Raw genomic sequence first — 17,438 nt, 5'->3', positions numbered from 1 at the left:
CGATGAGCGAATCACCCGCCAGACAACCACCCAGCCTCCGACTGATTTCCGCCGGCATTCTGGCCTTCCTGTTGCTGATCCTGTTCTGTGCCGGTTTCCTGCTGGCGCGGCAAATGATCGAACTGCAAGCCCTGGCCGAAAAACACCGGGCGGAAGCGGCCCCCAGCCTGAGCGCCAAGGTACGTGCAGTAACCAATATCGAACGCCTGATCCAGCTTGGCGACCAACTGAGCAGCGCCCCTTCGCGCGACAGCTGGCAAGCTGCCGGCCGGGCCTTTCAGGCATTGAGTCATCACCCGTCATTGCAGGACGTTGACGGCAGCAATGAAAAGATCCGTGACGGATTCGCGGTGGCCGAAGAATTAATGCGTTTACGGGAAAGCGAAGCCAGCGAATCACATATTTTTGATCGCTGGGAAGAACATCGCCGACACCTGACAAGCATTGCCGAAGAAACCGCGGGCAGCATGATCGCCCACACCACCAAGCTGGCTGAAACGACTGCCAGTTCGGCACGGCAAATGCTCCAGTTGTCACTGGCTTTCGCCATCCTGCTGCTGTTGAGCCTGCTGGTGCTGCTGCGCGTGCTGAAAATCCAGTTGATCGATCCCCTGCTCGCCGTGTCGAAGCGGCTTGCTGCAATGCGCTCGGGCGCCAGCCAACTGGAACCCCTGCCGCTGGCGCGCAACCAGGAAGTCGCCGACGTGTTTTCCACCCTGCGCGCGCTGCAGGACACCCAGCAAGCCCTGCAGGAAAGCGAGGAACGGCAGCGCCTGGCTTTGTCCGCCGCAAATCAGGGACTGTTCGACCTGGACATGCAGAACGGTCAGGTAGCAGTCAGCCGGGAATACGCGGAAATGCTGGGCTACCAGCCAGACGACTTCAAGTCGCTGACCTTCACCTCCTGGGAACAACTGCTGCACCCCGATGATCGGGCGGCAACCCTGTTGGCATTCGAAGATCACGCCGCCGGCCGAATTCCGGAATACCACGTCGAATTCCGGATGAAAACCAAGGACGGGCACTGGAAGTGGGTGCTGTCGAAAGGCAAGATTCAGTCGTGGAGCAGTAACGGAATACCGCTACGCATGCTGGGCACCCATACCGACATCAATCCGCTGAAAGTGGCCGAGGCCGAGATCCGCAACCTGAATGCCAATCTGGAATGCCGCGTGGCGGAGCGCACTGCCGAACTGAATACGGCACGTCAGGCGGCGGAAGAAGCCACGCAAGCAAAAAGTGCCTTCCTGGCCAACATGAGCCATGAAATCCGGACACCGCTCAATGCCATTTCCGGCATGGCCCACCTGATCCGCCGAGGCGGCCTGGACCCCACCCAGGACGAACGCCTGGACAAGCTGGAAGCGGCCGGGCAACACCTGCTGGAAATCATCAATGACATCCTGGACCTGTCGAAGATCGAAGCCGGAAAACTGAAGCTGGAAGCCGCAAATTTTGCGCTGCCTACCCTGTTCGACAATATTTGTTCGATGCTGCAAGCCAGGGCCGACGCCAAACATCTGCAGTTGCGCCGCGAATTGCCGGCCGGCATCGACTGGTTGATCGGCGACACGACCCGCCTGCAACAAGCCTTGTTGAATTACGCCGGCAATGCCCTCAAATTTACCGAAAGCGGCAGCATCACCCTGCGGGCAAGCTGTATCGGCGAAGACGAATCGCGCGTCCAGTTGCGTTTTGAAGTCAGCGATACCGGCATCGGCATTGAAGCAAATGCCCTGAACCGTCTATTCAACGCCTTCGAGCAGGCGGACAATTCAACGACGCGAAAATATGGCGGCACCGGCCTTGGCCTCGCCATCACCCGCAAGATTGCCGAAGCCATGGAAGGTGAAGCCGGCGCGAGCAGCATCCCCGGCCAGGGCAGCACTTTCTGGTTCACCGCGTGGCTGTACAAAGGCAAGGCCAATGAAGCACTGCAGCACAACAAACAAGGCAATCTCGAAACCGAACTGGCCAGACACTTCAGGGGAAAACGGGTTTTGCTGGCCGAGGACGAGCCGATCAATCGCGAAATTGCGCTGATCCTCCTTGAAGAAGCCGGCCTGATCGTCGATGCGGTAGAAGATGGGCAGCAGGCGCTCGACATGGCCGGGAAAACCCGCTACGACCTGATCCTGATGGATGTGCAGATGCCGCAGATGGATGGTCTTGAAGCCACCCGGCGCATCCGCGCACTAACGGGCTATGCGCAGCGGCCGATTGTAGCGATGACGGCAAACGTCTTTGCCGAAGACAAGGCACGCTGTTTTGCTGCCGGCATGAGCGACTTCATCGCAAAACCCATCACGCCTGACGAGTTTTACGGGCAGATACTGCACAACTTGCGTCACGCGCCAGATACGCCTTAGGCCGGCCGTCGTCAGGTCAATGCAGTGTATTTGGCACGTGAGCCGAAGGCCTTCTCTACCGGATATTTTTCTCCATTCTTCAGCAGCTTTTCCCGCGCTGCAGCCGCTAGATCAATACCCGCCTTGTCGGCAATCAGCAGCAGATAGAGCAGTACGTCGGCGCATTCATCGCGCAGCGCCTCGGCACTGGCCGGGTCGTCCGCCAAAGCCTCGACTTCGCCATCACTCTTCCACTGCGTCAATTCGAGCAATTCGGCCGCTTCGAGATTGAGCGAAACGATCAGATTGCGCAGGCTGTGAAACTGGCGCCAATCGCGGGCATCGCGAAAAGCCAGCAATTCTGCGGTCAACGCACTTAAATCGGCCAATTTTGCTTCTCCTGGAACGTTGACCGCATGATGCCAGCCCACCCGAGCATCAACAACAGGCTAAATAAGCATTTCCTGAACATTGATGCTATGCCATCTATTACTAAAGGCGTAACATCGGCGTATTGACTGAATATCCGTACCAAACTCAGGGCTCTGCTGCATGAGCATGCTGTACTTGTGTCGGAATTGGCTTGTACCCAAAAGACCATGCGACAAAATCTCCGCCTGCGCGCCTTACTGATTACGGCCATTATTGGTTCAAATATCCTGTTTCTGACGCTATCAGGCTTTTCGCTCTACAACAGCCGGCAGCAATATGTCGAACGGGCTGAAATACAAACCCGGAATGTCGCCAAAGCGGTCGATCTCTCCCTGTCGAACAGCATCGAGAAGATCGACCTGGCCTTGCATACGGTCGCCGACGAACTCGAACGCCAGTTGGCTGCCGGTGGGATTGACGAAGCGGCGATGAATGCCTTCATTGCCCGGCAGGAAAAACGTTTGCCCGAAGTCGAAGCCTTTCGGGTTGCCGATGCCAAAGGCCGGGTCATCCTGGGCAAAGGTCTGGACAAGAATGCAGGGGTCCACTGGGCTGACCGCGATTATTTCCAGTATCACCGGGACCACACCGACAAAGCCCTGCAGATTTCCAAACCGGTCATGGGGCGAGTAGCCAAAAAACATATCGTCGGCTTCGCCCAGCGCTACAACGCACCGGATGGTCGCTTCGCCGGCGTGATTTCAGCGCCCATCGCCGTCAGCCACTTTACCGAACTGCTTTCCGGCTTTCAGGTCGGCCCGAACGGAACACTGGTTTTGCGTGATGCAAAGCTTGGCCTGATCACCCGAACGCCCGCCATTCCCGACAAACCGGCCGGACAAATCGGTGACAGTTCAGTATCCCCCGAACTCCGGAAGATTTATGAATCCGGAATCAATTCAGCGACCTACTTCACCCCCAAGGGCTCTGACGGATTTGAACGTCTTATCAGCTTCCACCGTCAGAACAAGGCACCGATGTTCCTTTTTGTCGGCGTGGCCAGCAACGATTACCTTGCGGGCTGGAACAAGGAACTGGTCCACACGTTGAGTATTGCGTTTGGTTATATGCTGGTTTCCCTGCTCATGGGCGGATTCATTCTCCATTTGCTGCGCAACGCGGAACGAAATGCCAAGGCGCTGGCCGAACGGGAACTGCGCCTGAAAACCATCATCGAAAACGAACCGGACTGCATCAAGGTCGTCGATGCCGAGGGCAGGCTGCTTGAAATGAATCCAGCCGGCCTGGCCATCATTGAAGCCGACTCAATTGCGCAGATTTTCCAATTGCCGGTACTTGACCTGATCGCCCCCAAAGACCGGGAAGCCTTTGCCGAAATGCACCGCCGGGTCATCAGCGGACATCGCGCCCAGCTCGAGTTCGAGGTCATCGGCCTGAAAGGCAACCGCCGCTGGCTGGAAACCCACGCCGTCCCGATGCACGATCACGGCCAGACGAGCCATCTGGCGATCACCCGCGACATCAGCCGACGCAAACAGGATGAGGAAGAACTGGAACAATACCGGCGCCAACTGGAACACCTGGTCGAACAACGGACGACAGCCCTGCTGGAAACCGAAGCGCGCGCCAGCCACATCCTGCAATCCAGCGCCGATGGCCTGTACGGCATTGATGTCGCCGGATTCATCACATTCATCAACAAGGCAGCCTGCGATCTGCTGGGTTTCAGCCAGGAACAGGCGATTGGTCAGCATGCCCACCGCTTGTTCCACCATCACCGAAGCGATGGCTCCGCCTACCCGCTGAGCGAATGCAAGAGCCACAATGCATTGTCATTCGGCCATACGATACGCATCGTTGACGAGGTGTATTGGCATGCCGACGGCCATGCCATCCCGGTGATGTACGCAGTGCACCCGATGCTGCAGGAAGGCAAGACGATCGGTGCCGTCGTCAGTTTTGTCGACATGAGCGAACAGCGCGCCGCAGCCGAGGCCCGCGAACGTGCGCTGGTCGCTGCCGAAAATCTGGCACGCATGCGCAGCCAGTTCCTGGCCAACATGAGCCACGAAATCCGTACCCCGCTGAACGGCGTGCTCGGCTTTGCCGAAATCGGCCTGCGCCATTACCAAAACAGCGAAAAGACCCAGGATGCCTTGCGCAAGATCATTTTGTCCGGCAAACGCCTGCTCGGCGTGATCAACGATGTGCTCGACTTCTCCAAGATTGAAGCCGGCAAATTGAATATCGAACAGACCGAAGTTCACCTGCGTGACCTGGTCGAACATTCGCTCGATCTGGTCCGGGAACGCGCCGAAGCCAAACAACTGAACCTGACTGTCGCGCTCGCGCCGAACCTGCCGGAAACCTGCAGCAGCGACCCCTTGCGCATCGGACAGGTGTTGCTCAATGTGCTGTCCAATGCGATCAAGTTTACCGAGCAGGGAGAAGTTGCGCTGTCGCTCACGCAGCAAGGCGAGATGCTCGTTTTCCGGGTGAGCGATACCGGCATCGGCATGAACGAAGAACAACTGGCCGACCTCTTCAACCCGTTCACCCAGGCCGATGCATCGACCACCCGCCGATTCGGCGGTACCGGACTGGGGCTGGCCATCAGCAAACGCATTCTCGAACTGATGCAAGGCGACATCCGGGTGGAAAGCCAGCCAGGCCAAGGGACAAGCGTGGAATTCCGCTTGCCCTGCCACGCAATTGACTTGCCAACGGCGATGGAAGAGCCGGCAGAAGTCTGAGCCATTCGGCGCCAGCAAATATCGGGGCAAAATGGAAGGCCGGCAATGAACCGGCCGATTTATCATTCATTTTTGCGGTCGCCCCTAGGGCCAGCCTTTGGTTCTATGGCCGCAAAAAACACCATTTTCCCCGGAGACAACATGCCCCTCTTCAAACTCGGCGACAAAACCCCGCAACTCGGCGACCAGGCCTGGATTGCCCCCAATGCGACGATCATCGGCGACGTGCGCTTGGGCGCCAACGCCTCGATCTGGTGGAATGCCACGCTGCGCGGCGACAACGATCCGATCCACATCGGCCAGAACACCAATATCCAGGATGGCTCGGTACTGCATACCGACGAAGGTGTACCGATGCACATCGGCAACGATGTGACCGTTGGTCACCTGGTCATGCTGCATGGCTGCACGGTTGGCGACGGCAGCCTGATCGGTATCGGCTCGGTCATCCTCAACCGCGCCGTGATCGGCAAGAGCTGCATCGTCGGCGCCAACACGCTGATTCCCGAAGGCAAGGTTTTCCCCGACCGCAGCCTGATCGTCGGCTCGCCGGGCAAAGTGGTGCGCGAACTCAGCGACGAAGACGTTGCCCGACTGAAAGCCTCTGCCGCGCACTACGTCGCCAATGCCCGACGCTACCGGGAACAACTGGTCGAACTGTAATCCAGCAGGAAGTCGGCTGCTGACGCTCACCGAATAGCATCCCATTTGAATGAGAGCTATCCTGTCGCGGGATTGCATTAATGTTTTTGATGAGGACTCGAAGATGAATGAATCACCGGAGCAAGCTTTGGCGGCACCACATTTCAATCGGCGTCGATTCATCCAGACACTGATCGCAGGCGCAGGCACGTCATTGGTGTCTTTGGCACAGGCACAGAATTTCTCGAACGGGAGCCAGCAGGCATTTCGCCCGGTTCGTGTCACCGGTGGGCTGGTGGCAGGGACGCAGAGCACCACGGAGGGTGTAGCCGCTTATCTTGGCATTCCCTATGCCGCGCCTCCTGTGGGACAACTGCGCTGGAAACCGCCACAGCCGGTCATACCCTGGCAGGGAATCCGGCGCGCCGAGCAAATGACGGCAAGCCCCTTTACGCCGCCCAACTACCGGAGCTCAGTGTATTTCGAGCCCACGACTGCGATGAGCGAGGATTGCCTCATGCTCAACGTCTGGACACCCGAAGCAAAACCGGCGAAGCCCCTGCCGGTCATGGTGTGGATTTACGGCGGTGACTGGACTTACGGTTCCAGTTCAAACCCGCTCTATTGGGGCAACACCCTTGCCCGCCATGATGTCGTTGTCGTGTCGATCAACTACCGGCTTGGCGCCTTGGGCTTCTTCGCACATCCATCACTGAGTGCCGAATCCGAACACGGCGTATCCGGCAACTACGGCTTGCTGGATCAGATTGCCGCCCTCCAATGGGTCCAGAAGAATATCTCCCATTTTGGCGGCGACCCGGACAACGTCACCGTATTTGGTCAGTCCGCCGGATCGTTCAGCGTTAACTACCTGATGACTTCCCCGCTGGCGAAGGGGCTATTCCATCGAGCCATCGGACAAAGCGGCGCCGCGATGAGCGGTTTCGGTCCCCTGGCCCGACTGGAATCACTTGCCACTCAAGAAACAAACGGCGTCGCATTCGCCAAGATGCTGAAAGCAAATTCCCTGGATGATTTACGCGCCCTGCCCGCCCAGTCTCTGGTCAACACTGGCGCTGCGTCTCAATCATTTTGTCCGGTAGTGGATGGCTGGATACTTCCCGACAAACCGCATGCCATTTTTGCTGCGGGGAAACAGCATCGGGTTCCCTTATTGGTCGGCTTCAACAAAAACGAAGGATCTGTTTTCCCTCCTTTAGGAAATGGCACCGTCGAGGGGCTGAGCAATATCCTGAAAGATTTGTACGGCGAACAAGCTATCGTTGCCGAAAAACTCTATCCCGCAACCAATACAACTGAAGCGCAAAAACAAGGACATGCTCTGTTTGGCGATCAGGCACTTAAAGTGGGCACCCTTAACTGGGCGACCATGCATCGTCATTCGAGCAAGCAACCCGTGTACCTCTACCATTTCGCGCACAAGCCAGACCTGCCGCCAAACCACCGCTACCTGGAGGGGAAAGCCAAAGAGCTGGGCGTTTTTCATGGTGCTGAAATTCCCTATGCAATGGGTACCCTGAAGGCTTCTGACTGGACGATCCACCCTGCTGACAAGGCATTGTCGGCGCGGATGCTTGCCTCCTGGGTACATTTTGCTCGAACAGGGCACCCCCAAGCTTCCGAAGCAGTCTGGCCGATCTTTGATCCTGACCACCCCACCGTGATGGAGTTTGGCACCCAAACCGATCGCTTAATCACCCTGCCTCGCAGTCAAGAGCTGGCGCTGATCAACCAGGTAGCCAATACAGCACCTAATCCCTCCCGATGACTTTCTGCCCGACGATCCCCTGCCTGGCAGGCAAGCGCCCGATGATCCAGCCTACCGGCCGAGGCTAAGGCTGCCGCCGCCGGGCAGCCTTGTCCCGGTACATGGCAAGATCAGCCGCTTCGAGAACGTCGACCAGCCGATTGCCATGTTCGGATGAGCGCGCGCTACCGATGCTGCAAGCCGCCTGGATGATTTGCTCATTCAGGCGGAGCGTGCAGGATTCGATGGCTTGGCGCAAACGCAGGGACAATTGCTCTGCTCCCTTGTCGTTTTCAACAAACGCCAGTACGGCAAACTCATCGCCGCCCATCCGGGCTACCACTTCCGATTCCCGAACCGCTGATTGCAAGGCTTTGCCAACACGCAAAAGCAAGGCGTCACCTGCAGCATGACCGTATTGGTCATTGATCCTTTTGAAACCATCGAGGTCGATCTGCAGAATGGTGAAAGGACGCCCGTTTCCTGCGGCATCCCGAGCTGCCAGATCGAACACCTCATCCATGTGGCGGCGGTTGAACAGGCCGGTTAAGGGATCGCGCCGCGAACTTTCCTCAAGTCGCTGGTGCGACTCGCGCACCTGGCGCATCAACAGGTTGAAATTGACGGCCAACACACGCACTTCGCGCGGCCAGACCTTGCCGATCTGAACCTTGTGGCCGTAGTCGCGGGCTTTGAAGAGCATCGACACGACATGCGCCAATTCCTGTATCGGACGACTGACCCAACTGCGCAAAATCAGGTAAGTGAGCAAAAAAAGCAGGAACAGCAGTGCCAGAACGACATACATGATCTGGTAGGCCAAATCCGTGATTGGCGCCTCCAGCATGGCCAGCGGGACACTGACATCCACCACGCCATTGACCTCGCCCGGTTGAATGCCGGTATGGCAGGCCTGACATTCTCCGGTGGCGCGAATTGCCAGCACATAGCGCTGGTTGAGACCTGCCTGCCCGCTGTAATCCTTGCCTGTTTGCAGTACCTCGGCCAGAACGGGATCATCGCGACGCAAGACATCCTGTCCGGGACGATCGCCAAACTGGCGGACCACCGGGGCACCGCGAATGATCGCCACACGATACCCCGGTAAACGACGTTGAACATGCAGGATCAAATCGTCAATCTCGGCCCGCTCGCTACCTTTGCGCATGACCGAGTAAAGATGTTCGAAAGCCAGGGACGCTATGCGTTGCCCATCGGCCTTGGCCATGTTGCTGACCGCCGTCATCCGGTAGGAAATGAACATCGAACAGGCCAACACCGAGGCGAGCAGAAGACCGGTAACAAAGACCATGATCAGCAGCCAGCCTATGCTCCAGCGACTGGGCGTGTTGATCCTGAATGTGGTCATATTTGCGTCTCTGGGTGTGATCAGCGCAACTCAAACCCTCCGGCACAAAGCGGAGTGCACCAGGAGGCTAGGCCAAAGGTCATAGTATGAATGAAATCCTTTGGCCCAGCAGCCATTTTCTGGCAACGACCTCTGCCTATTCAAGGCTGCCGAACAGACGCCACCGCATCGACCAAGCGGCTAATTGCCGCGAGTACTACCGCTGTCTGGTCGCGTTGCGGCGTATGCCCGCAATCGTGCAGCTTGAGCAATTCGCTGTCGTGTACCCGTTCGGCGATCACATCGATCTGGCGCATGGTGGCGTATTCATCGTCCCAGCCCTGAATGGCCAGCACGGGACAACGAATCGACGGCAGATAGTCCTCAATATTCCATTCGCGAAAAGCGGCGGATAGCCAGCAATCGTTCCAGTCGCTGAATACCTGCTGCACATCCCGGTGATAACGCCCGAGTTTTTGCGGCCAGTCGGAGGTCTGCCAGAATTCGCGGGCGGCACGGATGCCGCTCAGGGTTTCCGCCTCGACGAACTCGTGCGGCGCCATGACGACCAGGCCGGCCGGCAGATCGGGAAATTTTCCGGCGCAGATCAGCGCAATGCTGCCGCCGTCGCTGTGGCCGATCAGGATCGGCCGTTCGATACCCAATCCGGCAAGCAGCGCCGGGAGTATTTCCTCGCCTTCACGATGCATGTAACGCGGCGTACGGGCTGCGGGATGCGGATCGGAATGACCGTAACCCGGCCGGGAATAAACCATGACACGACAACCGGTAGCTGTCGCCAACTGCTCGGGAAAATCCCGCCACATGGCGACGCAGCCCAAGCCTTCATGCAGCAAAACCAGCGGCGGACGACCGTCGACCGTCGCCGGAATATCGCGGTATTCCAACCGCAATCCATCAATCAGTATCTGTTTCATGCGCTCAATAGAAAATCACGGACGATGGCAATCTGTTCGTCCGATTGAAACATCGGGGCGTGCCCGACACCGGGGATTTCGGCCAGTTTTGCCCGTGGACCGCAAGAACCCATTTGTTGCCAGGTTTCCCGCGCCAACAAGTCGGATTCAGCACCACGGATAACCAAAGTCGGACAACTGATCGCCTGGTAGAGCGGCCATAGGTCGATATGCTTGCCGGTAAAGGCGGCCTTGTAGGCTTCGGCGATGCGCGGATCGTAACGAAACTCCCAGCGCCCATCCGGCCGGCGGGCAATGCTGTGCTCAGTCAAGTGATACCACTGCGCTTCGCTCAACGGCCCGAAGGTCGCACTGATCAATTTAACGTAAGCCATGGCTTCGTCAACGGTCGCCCAGTTGGGATCGGCCCCGACGTAGGTGGCGATGCGTTGCAGCGATGCGACATCCAGGACGGGACCCACATCGTTCAATACCAGTTTGCGGATCGGGCTGTGTTCCTGCGCCGCCAGCGCCATGCCGATCAGCCCGCCCATCGAGGTGCCCAGCCAGTGCACGCTTTCCACGTTCAACCGGGCAATCAGCGTCACCATGTCGGCCAAGTATTGCGGCACCGTGTAGCCGGATGGATCGCGCAGATGCGCGCTCAAGCCACGGCCGACGACATCCGGGCAGATCACCCGGTAATGCCCGGACAAGGCCTCGGCCAGCGCGTCGAAATCGCGGGCGTTGCGGGTCAGACCATGAACGCAGATCAGGACGCGCGGGTTATCCCGGGCGCCCCACTCGACGTACGACATCCGGTGCAGTCCGGAGGGACTCAGGCACTGGACGATTTCTTGTTTGCATGTCATCGCTCTTCCTCCTGCCCGAAATGTATCACCGTCCATGCCAGTAACGGGATCGCTCATGGCGCCAGCCAGTAACAGCCAGACCGGACGGACTGAGCGCCACGCGCAGCGCACCGTCGAGATCGGTACGCCACAGGCGTGCTGCGGTCGACACATAGCGTTCGACAATTTCCGGGCGCGGATGGCCGAAACGATTGCGATAGCCGACGGAAAACAGCACCTCACTGGCGTCGACCGCAGCAATGAAGGCCGGCGTGGACGAGCCCTTGGCGCCGTGATGCGGCACCAGCAGCACCTCGGCTTTGAGCCCTGCGGCATCGCGGGCCAGCATTACCGTTTCATCCGCGGCCTCGATATCGGCCGTCAACAACATGCGGTGTTCACCCGCTGCCAACAGCAGCACGCAGGACAGCGCATTGCGCTTGCTGGCTTCGGCATAGGCTGAAGGTGCCGGATGCAATATGGAAAACTCGACGCCATCCCAAACCCAGCGCTGGCCGGCGGCGCACAACTCGCCGTCGAGTTCACGCATCGACGACAACACCTGATCGACCGGCAGCGCAGCCTGCAGCGAGGCCAGGCCGCCAGCGTGGTCGCTGTCGCCATGCGTGACCACGAGCGTATTGATGCGGTCCACGCCCAACCAGCGCAAAAATGGCACAACCACACGTTGCCCGGCATCCGAATCGGCGCTGTACAACGGCCCCGGATCGTAGATCAGCACATGCTGCTGCGTGCGGATCACCACCGCCTGCCCTTGCCCGACATCCAGCACATCGACGCGCGCCTCACCCGCCGGAATCGTCTCCGGCGGCCAGGCAACGGCGGGCAGGATCAGCAGCAACCCCAACCACTTGCCCGGCACGCCACGCGGCAACAGACACAACGCCACCCCCAGCCCGGCCAGCACCACTACCCAAACGGGTGGTGCCGGCGCTTGCCAGACCGGCCAACCGGCGCACCAGACCAAAAAATGCATCAGCCAGTCGAGTATCCCATGTGCCAACCCCAGAATCGGCCACCACGGCAACAGCGCCCCGAGCAGCGCCAGTGGCGTGATGATGAAGCTGATCACCGGCACTGCCAGCGCATTGGCCAGCGGCGAGACTAGGGAAAACTGCTGGAAGACCAGCATCAGCACCGGCAAGGAAGCCAGCGTCGCCGCCCACTGGACGAGACCCCAGCCATGCAGACGCTGACGCCAGCCTCGGCTGCTACCGACAAGCGCACTGCCGATGTAAAGCAAGGCGCCTACCGCCCCGAACGACAACCAGAAGCCGGCCGCCAGCACCGCCCAAGAATCAGCCGCCAGAACGGCCAGCAGCGCCAAGGCCAAAATCCGGCTGGGGGCCACGATGCGCCCGGAGAACATCGCCGCAACAGCCACCAGCAGCATGTACAAAGTCCGCTGAGCCGGCACACCAAAGCCGGCCAGCAGGGCATAGAAAAGCGCCGCCAAAGCCGCTGCCAGCAAACCGGCACGCTGCGCCGGGTAACGCATGGCGAGTAGCGGTACGCGTCGCCAGAAGGCACTGACCAGCCAACCTAACAAACCGGCCACCATCGTGACGTGCAGGCCGCTGATCGACATCAGGTGCGTCGTCCCGGTACGATTGAAAACACGCCACAATTCGCCCTGCACTGCCTGCTGATCGCCCACAGCCAGGGCCGTCAGGATGCCGACCCAGGGCCAGTCGCCGGACGGCAAAACGCGCAGGAAATTGTGCCGCACTGTTGCCCGCAAATGCTCGACGACATACGCCGGCCGCCAGACAAACGCCGCCAGTTTCTCTGCCGGCTCAGGGCGGACATAGCCCGTCGCCCGGATCCCGCGCTCAAGCAACCAGACTTCGTAATCGAACCCGCCGGGATTGGCCGCACCATGCGGGCGTTTCAGGCGCACGGTCAAACGCCAGCGCTCGCCGGGTTCGACAATCGGCACCTCCCGCTTGCCGCGATACCAGGCCAGCTGAATACGCCGCGGTACGACGGCTTCTGCGGTCAACACCTGTTCAACGGCAAATTCGAAACGCGTGCCGCGCTCGAAATCCTGCGGCAAACCGGCGATAACGCCGATCACCTGGACATCGCGTCCCTCCCAGTCCTTGGCCAGCTCGTCAGCCAGACGCAACTCAGCCCGCCAGGCCGCCCAGGAAAACCCCAGCACAAGACAGCCCAGCAGCGCCAAACCGCTGGCCCAATGCTGCTTCAGGCCGCAGCGGGGCAAACACAGCAAAGCACCACCGAGCAGCCAGATACCGGGAGATGGCAATTCAGCACAGGTTTGCAGCAAGAGAACGCCGAATGCAAAGGCAAGGATCGCAGATCGCATGCCGTTATCATGACATAAACCATCACGCCACTGGATGACCGGGTTTTGCGATAATCCACGAATGCGTCAATTACTGAAGAAATACCTGCCGGATCACGAGACGATACGGCGCAATCCTTGGTTGCGCCCCTTCGAAAACTCGTTGCTTCACCCTCGGCTATGGCATCTGAACCGCCGTTCGGCAGCCGGTGCCGTGGCCGCCGGGCTGTTCTGCGGCCTGATTCCCGGACCGTTCCAGATGCCGGGGGCTGCGCTGGCCGCCATCTCCTTTCGCGTCAATCTACCGCTGGCACTGCTGACGACGCTTTACACCAATCCGTTCACCATCGTGCCGCTCTATCTGCTGGCCTACCAGATCGGGCGACTGGTGATTGGTGACGGCAGCGGCTTCCTCGCCCCGCCGGCCTTTCTATTCAGCGATTTCCTGGCCTGGACGGAAGCCATGCAGCAATGGATGCTGGCCGTTGCCCGGCCGCTCGCCATCGGCCTGATCATCCTGGCCGATGTCCTGGCGCTGGCCGGTTATCTGATCACGCGCGGCGCCTGGCGCCTGTACCTGGTCCGGCACAAGCAACGACGCCGCGCCGCAAGCTCAGTGCGCTGACTTCTTGCGATGGTCGATGACGCGCACGGCCTTGCCCATCGAACGTTCGATGGCACCGGTCGGCTTGACGTTGACCGTGCAGGAGACCCCGATGAAATCCTTGATGTCCTTCTGCACCTTGTGCGCCACCCGGTCCATCGCCTCCTGACCGCGGGCAAATAGCGGCGGACTGGCTTCGACATTGACGGCCATCGAATCCATGAAGCCTTCGCGGAACACTTCGATCTGGTAGAACGGCGACAGGGTCTCGCTGCGCATCAAAATCGCTTCGACCTGGGTCGGGAAGACATTGACCCCGCGGATGATCAGCATGTCGTCCGAACGTCCGGAAATCCGCCGGATACGCGCATGCGTGCGGCCGCACTTGCACGGGCTGCGGTCGATGACCGAAATGTCGCGCGTGCGATAGCGCAGGATGGGGAAGGCTTCCTTGGTCAGCGAGGTGAAGACGATCTCGCCCTCCTCGCCGTCCGGCACCGGCAAGCCGCTATCGACATCGACGCATTCGACGAGGAAATGATCTTCCCAGACATGCAAGCCCTTCTTGGCTTCGATGCACTCCACGCCGACCCCCGGCCCCATCACCTCGGACAGGCCGTAGATATCGATGGCTTCCAGACCCAGCCGGGATTCGATTTCGTAGCGCATTTCTTCGGTCCACGGCTCGGCGCCGAAGATTCCCACCTTGAGCGGCAGCTTGCGAATATCGACACCGATGTTTTCCGCCTCTTCGGCGATGTTCAGGGCATAGGACGGCGTACAGCACAAGGCAGTCGCCTGGAAGTCGGACAGCAGCATGACCTGTTTTTGTGTCTGCCCGCCGGACATCGGAATGGTCAGTACGCCCAGTTCCTCGGCACCGTAATGCAGGCCCAGACCACCGGTGAATAAACCGTAACCGTAGGCATTGTGCAGGCGGTCACCGGGCCGCAGACCGGCAGCAGCCAGACTGCGCGCTACCAGATGCGCCCAGTTGTCGATATCGCGCCGGGTATAGCCAACCACCGTCGGTTTGCCAGTGGTACCCGACGAAGCATGCACCCGGACAACCTGTTCGGTCGGCACGGCAAACATTCCGAAGGGATAGTTATCGCGCAGTTGCTCTTTCTTGGTGAAAGGCAGCAAGCGCGCATCCGCCAGGCTCTGGATATGGTGCGGCTTGACCTCAAGTTCGTCCATCGCTTCGCGATAGAACTTGACGGTTGCGTAACAACGCTCGACGGTACTGCGCAAACGGCGCAACTGCATTGCCTCAAGCGCTTCGCGCGGCAATGTTTCATTCTCGATATCGAAAATCATGAAGCTCTCTCTCCCGGCTGGCTTTCTTGTCATGAAAGCCGGAAATGATACGCCCGCCGAAGCGGGCGTGTATATCGCCGGTCAAGGGAAAAGCAATTTGACTCAGGTGCGGAAGTGGGCAACCTCGCCGCTCAGGGTTTCGGCCAGTTGCCGCAGGCCATCCGCCGTATGAGCGTTGCTGCGGGCTGCGGCGTTGTTCTGTTCGGCCATCTGGGCAATGGTTTCGACATTGCGGGCAATCTCGGTGCTGGCACTTGCCTGTTCGCGCAAGGAAATCGTGATCCCGGAAACGGCTTCCATGACCTGGCGTGAACGCTCCTGCACAACACCAATGGTTTCGCCTGCGCGCTGGGCTTCCAGAACCCCAGCCGCAACGCGATCCACGCCCTGGGTCATGCTTTCCACTGCCGTCGCCGTGCCTGCCTGAATGGCGGAAATCATGCCGGCAATTTCCTGGGTGGATTTGGCTGTCCGCTCGGCCAGTTTGCGCACTTCGTCCGCCACCACCGCGAAACCACGCCCGGACTCACCAGCCCGTGCCGCCTCGATCGCGGCATTGAGCGCCAGCAGATTGGTCTGGTCGGCAATATCCTTTATGGTGCCGACAATGGCCGAAATTTCGTTCGATTGACGACCCAGCGCCTCAACAGCATTGGCCGAAAGATTGACCGTATTGGCAATCCCCTGAATTTCAACCACCACCTGCTGCACGATCTGGCTGCCTTCAGCGGCGACGCGTTCCGATTCCTGCGAATACGATTCGGCATCCTGGGCATTTTTGGCGATGTGATCGACGCCCACCGTCATTTCTTCCACCGAAGCGGCCATGCTGGAGGCCGAATCGCTTTGCGAACCGGCGCTGGACGAAATCTGGTGGCTGGACGAGGCCAAATCACCCGATGCCCGACGCAAAGTACCGACATCAACCTGGATGCGGGAAAGCAAGGCACGAATCGATGCCGCCATGTTGTTCAGGTCCACACCGGCCGCATGCAACTCATCGACACCATCCGTCGAGAAATGTACCGTCATGTCGCCATCGGCCATCCGCTTGGCCCCGTTCGAGAAAACCTCCACGGTACCAATCACCGAATAGTACGCACCGAAACCGAAATAACCGACCACCAGCAAGACCAGGCAGGACAAAGCGGCCTGGAACATCAAGACGCGCTCAGCCTCGGACTTGCGCAAATTCAGTTGCTTCTCGAACTGCGGCATCAAGGTCTCGAACATGATCTTGTAGCCCAGATCGATGGCCTGGGTGGTCAAGGCAAAATAATCCGCCGGCTTGGTCGCAAAGCGTTCCAGCAGAATATCTTCCTGGACCAGCTTGAAAATACCTTCCGATGCCTTGGTGAACTCCTGGGTCGGCCCAGTCAGAACATCGCGCAAGGCCGGAGTGAACTTCATGACCTTTTCCAGATTGGCGTTCTGCGCCCGCAAGGTACCATTCATGCGTTCGAGCAGGGCCGTAATGTCGCGCCGTTGATCCAGGGTCAATTCCTGCGAACTGAGCACGCCAGTGCCTCGCGCCCGCATGATGCCCATCGGCTCCAGCATGGCCGGCATCTTGGACACCACGGTATCCATGAAATAGTAGGTATCGATCACCGGATCAAGGGTGAGTTGCGTTTCATCGGCCAGATCCACCATGAAGGTCAATACCTTGGCGATCATGGCGGTGTGCCGCTTCAGATTTTCCGGTGGCGGCATCCCCATGCCCTTGCCGCTGATTTCAGCCCAGTCGGCTTTGACACTCAGCCACAAGGGGTTGTCACGCAAAACCGGGCTGAGTCCTGCATCGGTCTCGGCAATTGCCGCCGAGACATCCTTTTCCTTCGCTGACCGTCGGTCCTTCATGCCTTCATTGCCATTGAGCACACCGGATGACAATCCACGATGCTGCTGCATGAACTGAATGGTACGATTCATCGGCTTGAGCATCTGCAAACCAGCGAGTTCATTCTCGGCAGTGTGGATATCGCGGCTCAGGTTGAGAAAAATCGTGTACAGCAGGACCAGCATGACAACCACCAGCGCGCTGCCGAGAAAAACGAACTTGGCCCGAAAACGCAGGCGATTCATCAAGGCAACCGCAGGTAAAAACAATCCGTTCATTCATTTTCCTCAAGCCCCTGGCGGGACTATTCATTTGTCAAAAATGA

The 17,438-nt window shown here is 59.1% G+C and carries 12 protein-coding genes; 5 read left to right on the top strand and 7 right to left on the bottom strand.

Annotation, left to right across the window (positions count from 1 at the left end):
- Nucleotides 1-2: 2 nt before the first annotated feature.
- Complete coding sequence (locus tag RCI20_RS04025) at nucleotides 3-2,369, top strand: PAS domain-containing hybrid sensor histidine kinase/response regulator (protein ID WP_306603272.1); 2,367 nt, start codon at nucleotides 3-5, stop codon at nucleotides 2,367-2,369.
- A gap of 11 nt (nucleotides 2,370-2,380) precedes the next feature.
- Here RCI20_RS04025 and RCI20_RS04020 read toward each other — a convergent pair whose 3' ends face one another.
- Nucleotides 2,381-2,737, bottom strand: a complete 357-nt coding sequence (locus RCI20_RS04020) for a nucleotide pyrophosphohydrolase (protein ID WP_306603271.1) — start codon at nucleotides 2,735-2,737, stop codon at nucleotides 2,381-2,383.
- A gap of 210 nt (nucleotides 2,738-2,947) precedes the next feature.
- Between RCI20_RS04020 and RCI20_RS04015 the strand changes: the two genes are divergently transcribed.
- The 3 genes from RCI20_RS04015 (at nucleotide 2,948) to RCI20_RS04005 (ending at nucleotide 7,925) form a co-directional block, all read left to right on the top strand.
- On the top strand, nucleotides 2,948-5,494 hold the full coding sequence (locus RCI20_RS04015; protein WP_306603270.1) for a PAS domain S-box protein: 2,547 nt from the start codon (nucleotides 2,948-2,950) through the stop codon (nucleotides 5,492-5,494).
- 141 nt (nucleotides 5,495-5,635) lie between these two features.
- Nucleotides 5,636-6,157 (top strand): gamma carbonic anhydrase family protein, encoded by a 522-nt coding sequence (locus tag RCI20_RS04010; RefSeq protein ID WP_306603269.1) that lies wholly within the window; start codon nucleotides 5,636-5,638, stop codon nucleotides 6,155-6,157.
- 49 nt (nucleotides 6,158-6,206) lie between these two features.
- Entirely contained in the window at nucleotides 6,207-7,925 is a 1,719-nt protein-coding gene (locus RCI20_RS04005) for a carboxylesterase/lipase family protein (protein ID WP_306603268.1), read from the top strand.
- Between the two features lie 64 nt (nucleotides 7,926-7,989).
- Here the strand turns inward: RCI20_RS04005 and RCI20_RS04000 are convergent, their stop codons facing one another.
- The 4 genes from RCI20_RS04000 to RCI20_RS03985 form a co-directional block, all read right to left on the bottom strand.
- Complete coding sequence (locus RCI20_RS04000) at nucleotides 7,990-9,273, bottom strand: GGDEF domain-containing protein (protein WP_306603267.1); 1,284 nt, start codon at nucleotides 9,271-9,273, stop codon at nucleotides 7,990-7,992.
- Nucleotides 9,274-9,413: 140 nt separating this feature from the next.
- Nucleotides 9,414-10,190: an alpha/beta fold hydrolase gene (locus RCI20_RS03995; RefSeq protein WP_306603266.1), complete on the bottom strand. Its 777-nt coding sequence runs from the start codon at nucleotides 10,188-10,190 to the stop codon at nucleotides 9,414-9,416.
- The gene (locus RCI20_RS03990; protein ID WP_306603265.1) at nucleotides 10,187-11,041 is read right to left on the bottom strand and encodes an alpha/beta fold hydrolase; all 855 of its coding nucleotides are present in this window, start codon (nucleotides 11,039-11,041) and stop codon (nucleotides 10,187-10,189) included. Before RCI20_RS03990 ends, RCI20_RS03995 begins: the two co-directional genes overlap by 4 nt.
- 25 nt (nucleotides 11,042-11,066) lie before the next feature.
- On the bottom strand, nucleotides 11,067-13,370 hold the full coding sequence (locus RCI20_RS03985; protein ID WP_306603264.1) for a DNA internalization-related competence protein ComEC/Rec2: 2,304 nt from the start codon (nucleotides 13,368-13,370) through the stop codon (nucleotides 11,067-11,069).
- A 61-nt stretch (nucleotides 13,371-13,431) separates the two neighbouring features.
- On the opposite strand from RCI20_RS03985, the gene RCI20_RS03980 reads away from it, so the two are divergent.
- Nucleotides 13,432-13,974, top strand: coding sequence for a DUF2062 domain-containing protein (locus RCI20_RS03980; protein ID WP_306603263.1), 543 nt, complete (start codon nucleotides 13,432-13,434; stop codon nucleotides 13,972-13,974).
- Here RCI20_RS03980 and RCI20_RS03975 read toward each other — a convergent pair.
- Complete coding sequence (locus RCI20_RS03975) at nucleotides 13,963-15,273, bottom strand: phenylacetate--CoA ligase family protein (RefSeq protein ID WP_306603262.1); 1,311 nt, start codon at nucleotides 15,271-15,273, stop codon at nucleotides 13,963-13,965. The two genes, RCI20_RS03980 and RCI20_RS03975, sit on opposite strands and share 12 nt — an antisense overlap.
- Nucleotides 15,274-15,375: 102 nt before the next feature.
- The gene (locus RCI20_RS03970; protein ID WP_306603261.1) at nucleotides 15,376-17,391 is read right to left on the bottom strand and encodes a methyl-accepting chemotaxis protein; all 2,016 of its coding nucleotides are present in this window, start codon (nucleotides 17,389-17,391) and stop codon (nucleotides 15,376-15,378) included.
- Nucleotides 17,392-17,438: the final 47 nt, after the last annotated feature.

It is taken from the genome of Azonexus sp., assembly GCF_030824335.1.
Taxonomy (GTDB): domain Bacteria; phylum Pseudomonadota; class Gammaproteobacteria; order Burkholderiales; family Rhodocyclaceae; genus Azonexus.
This window is presented reverse-complemented; position numbering and strand designations above follow the sequence as displayed.

Excerpts from the sequence above, each read along its gene's own strand:
- RCI20_RS03970 (WP_306603261.1), bottom strand. The coding sequence starts at position 17,391 with ATGAACGGATTGTTTTTACCTGCGGTTGCCTTGATGAATCGCCTGCGT.
- RCI20_RS03975 (WP_306603262.1), bottom strand. The coding sequence starts at position 15,273 with ATGATTTTCGATATCGAGAATGAAACATTGCCGCGCGAAGCGCTTGAG.
- RCI20_RS04005 (WP_306603268.1), top strand. The coding sequence starts at position 6,207 with ATGAGAGCTATCCTGTCGCGGGATTGCATTAATGTTTTTGATGAGGAC.
- RCI20_RS04000 (WP_306603267.1), bottom strand. The coding sequence starts at position 9,273 with ATGACCACATTCAGGATCAACACGCCCAGTCGCTGGAGCATAGGCTGG.
- RCI20_RS03990 (WP_306603265.1), bottom strand. The coding sequence starts at position 11,041 with ATGACATGCAAACAAGAAATCGTCCAGTGCCTGAGTCCCTCCGGACTG.
- RCI20_RS03985 (WP_306603264.1), bottom strand. The coding sequence starts at position 13,370 with ATGCGATCTGCGATCCTTGCCTTTGCATTCGGCGTTCTCTTGCTGCAA.
- RCI20_RS04025 (WP_306603272.1), top strand. The coding sequence starts at position 3 with ATGAGCGAATCACCCGCCAGACAACCACCCAGCCTCCGACTGATTTCC.
- RCI20_RS04010 (WP_306603269.1), top strand. The coding sequence starts at position 5,636 with ATGCCCCTCTTCAAACTCGGCGACAAAACCCCGCAACTCGGCGACCAG.
- RCI20_RS03980 (WP_306603263.1), top strand. The coding sequence starts at position 13,432 with ATGCGTCAATTACTGAAGAAATACCTGCCGGATCACGAGACGATACGG.
- RCI20_RS03995 (WP_306603266.1), bottom strand. The coding sequence starts at position 10,190 with ATGAAACAGATACTGATTGATGGATTGCGGTTGGAATACCGCGATATT.
- RCI20_RS04015 (WP_306603270.1), top strand. The coding sequence starts at position 2,948 with ATGCGACAAAATCTCCGCCTGCGCGCCTTACTGATTACGGCCATTATT.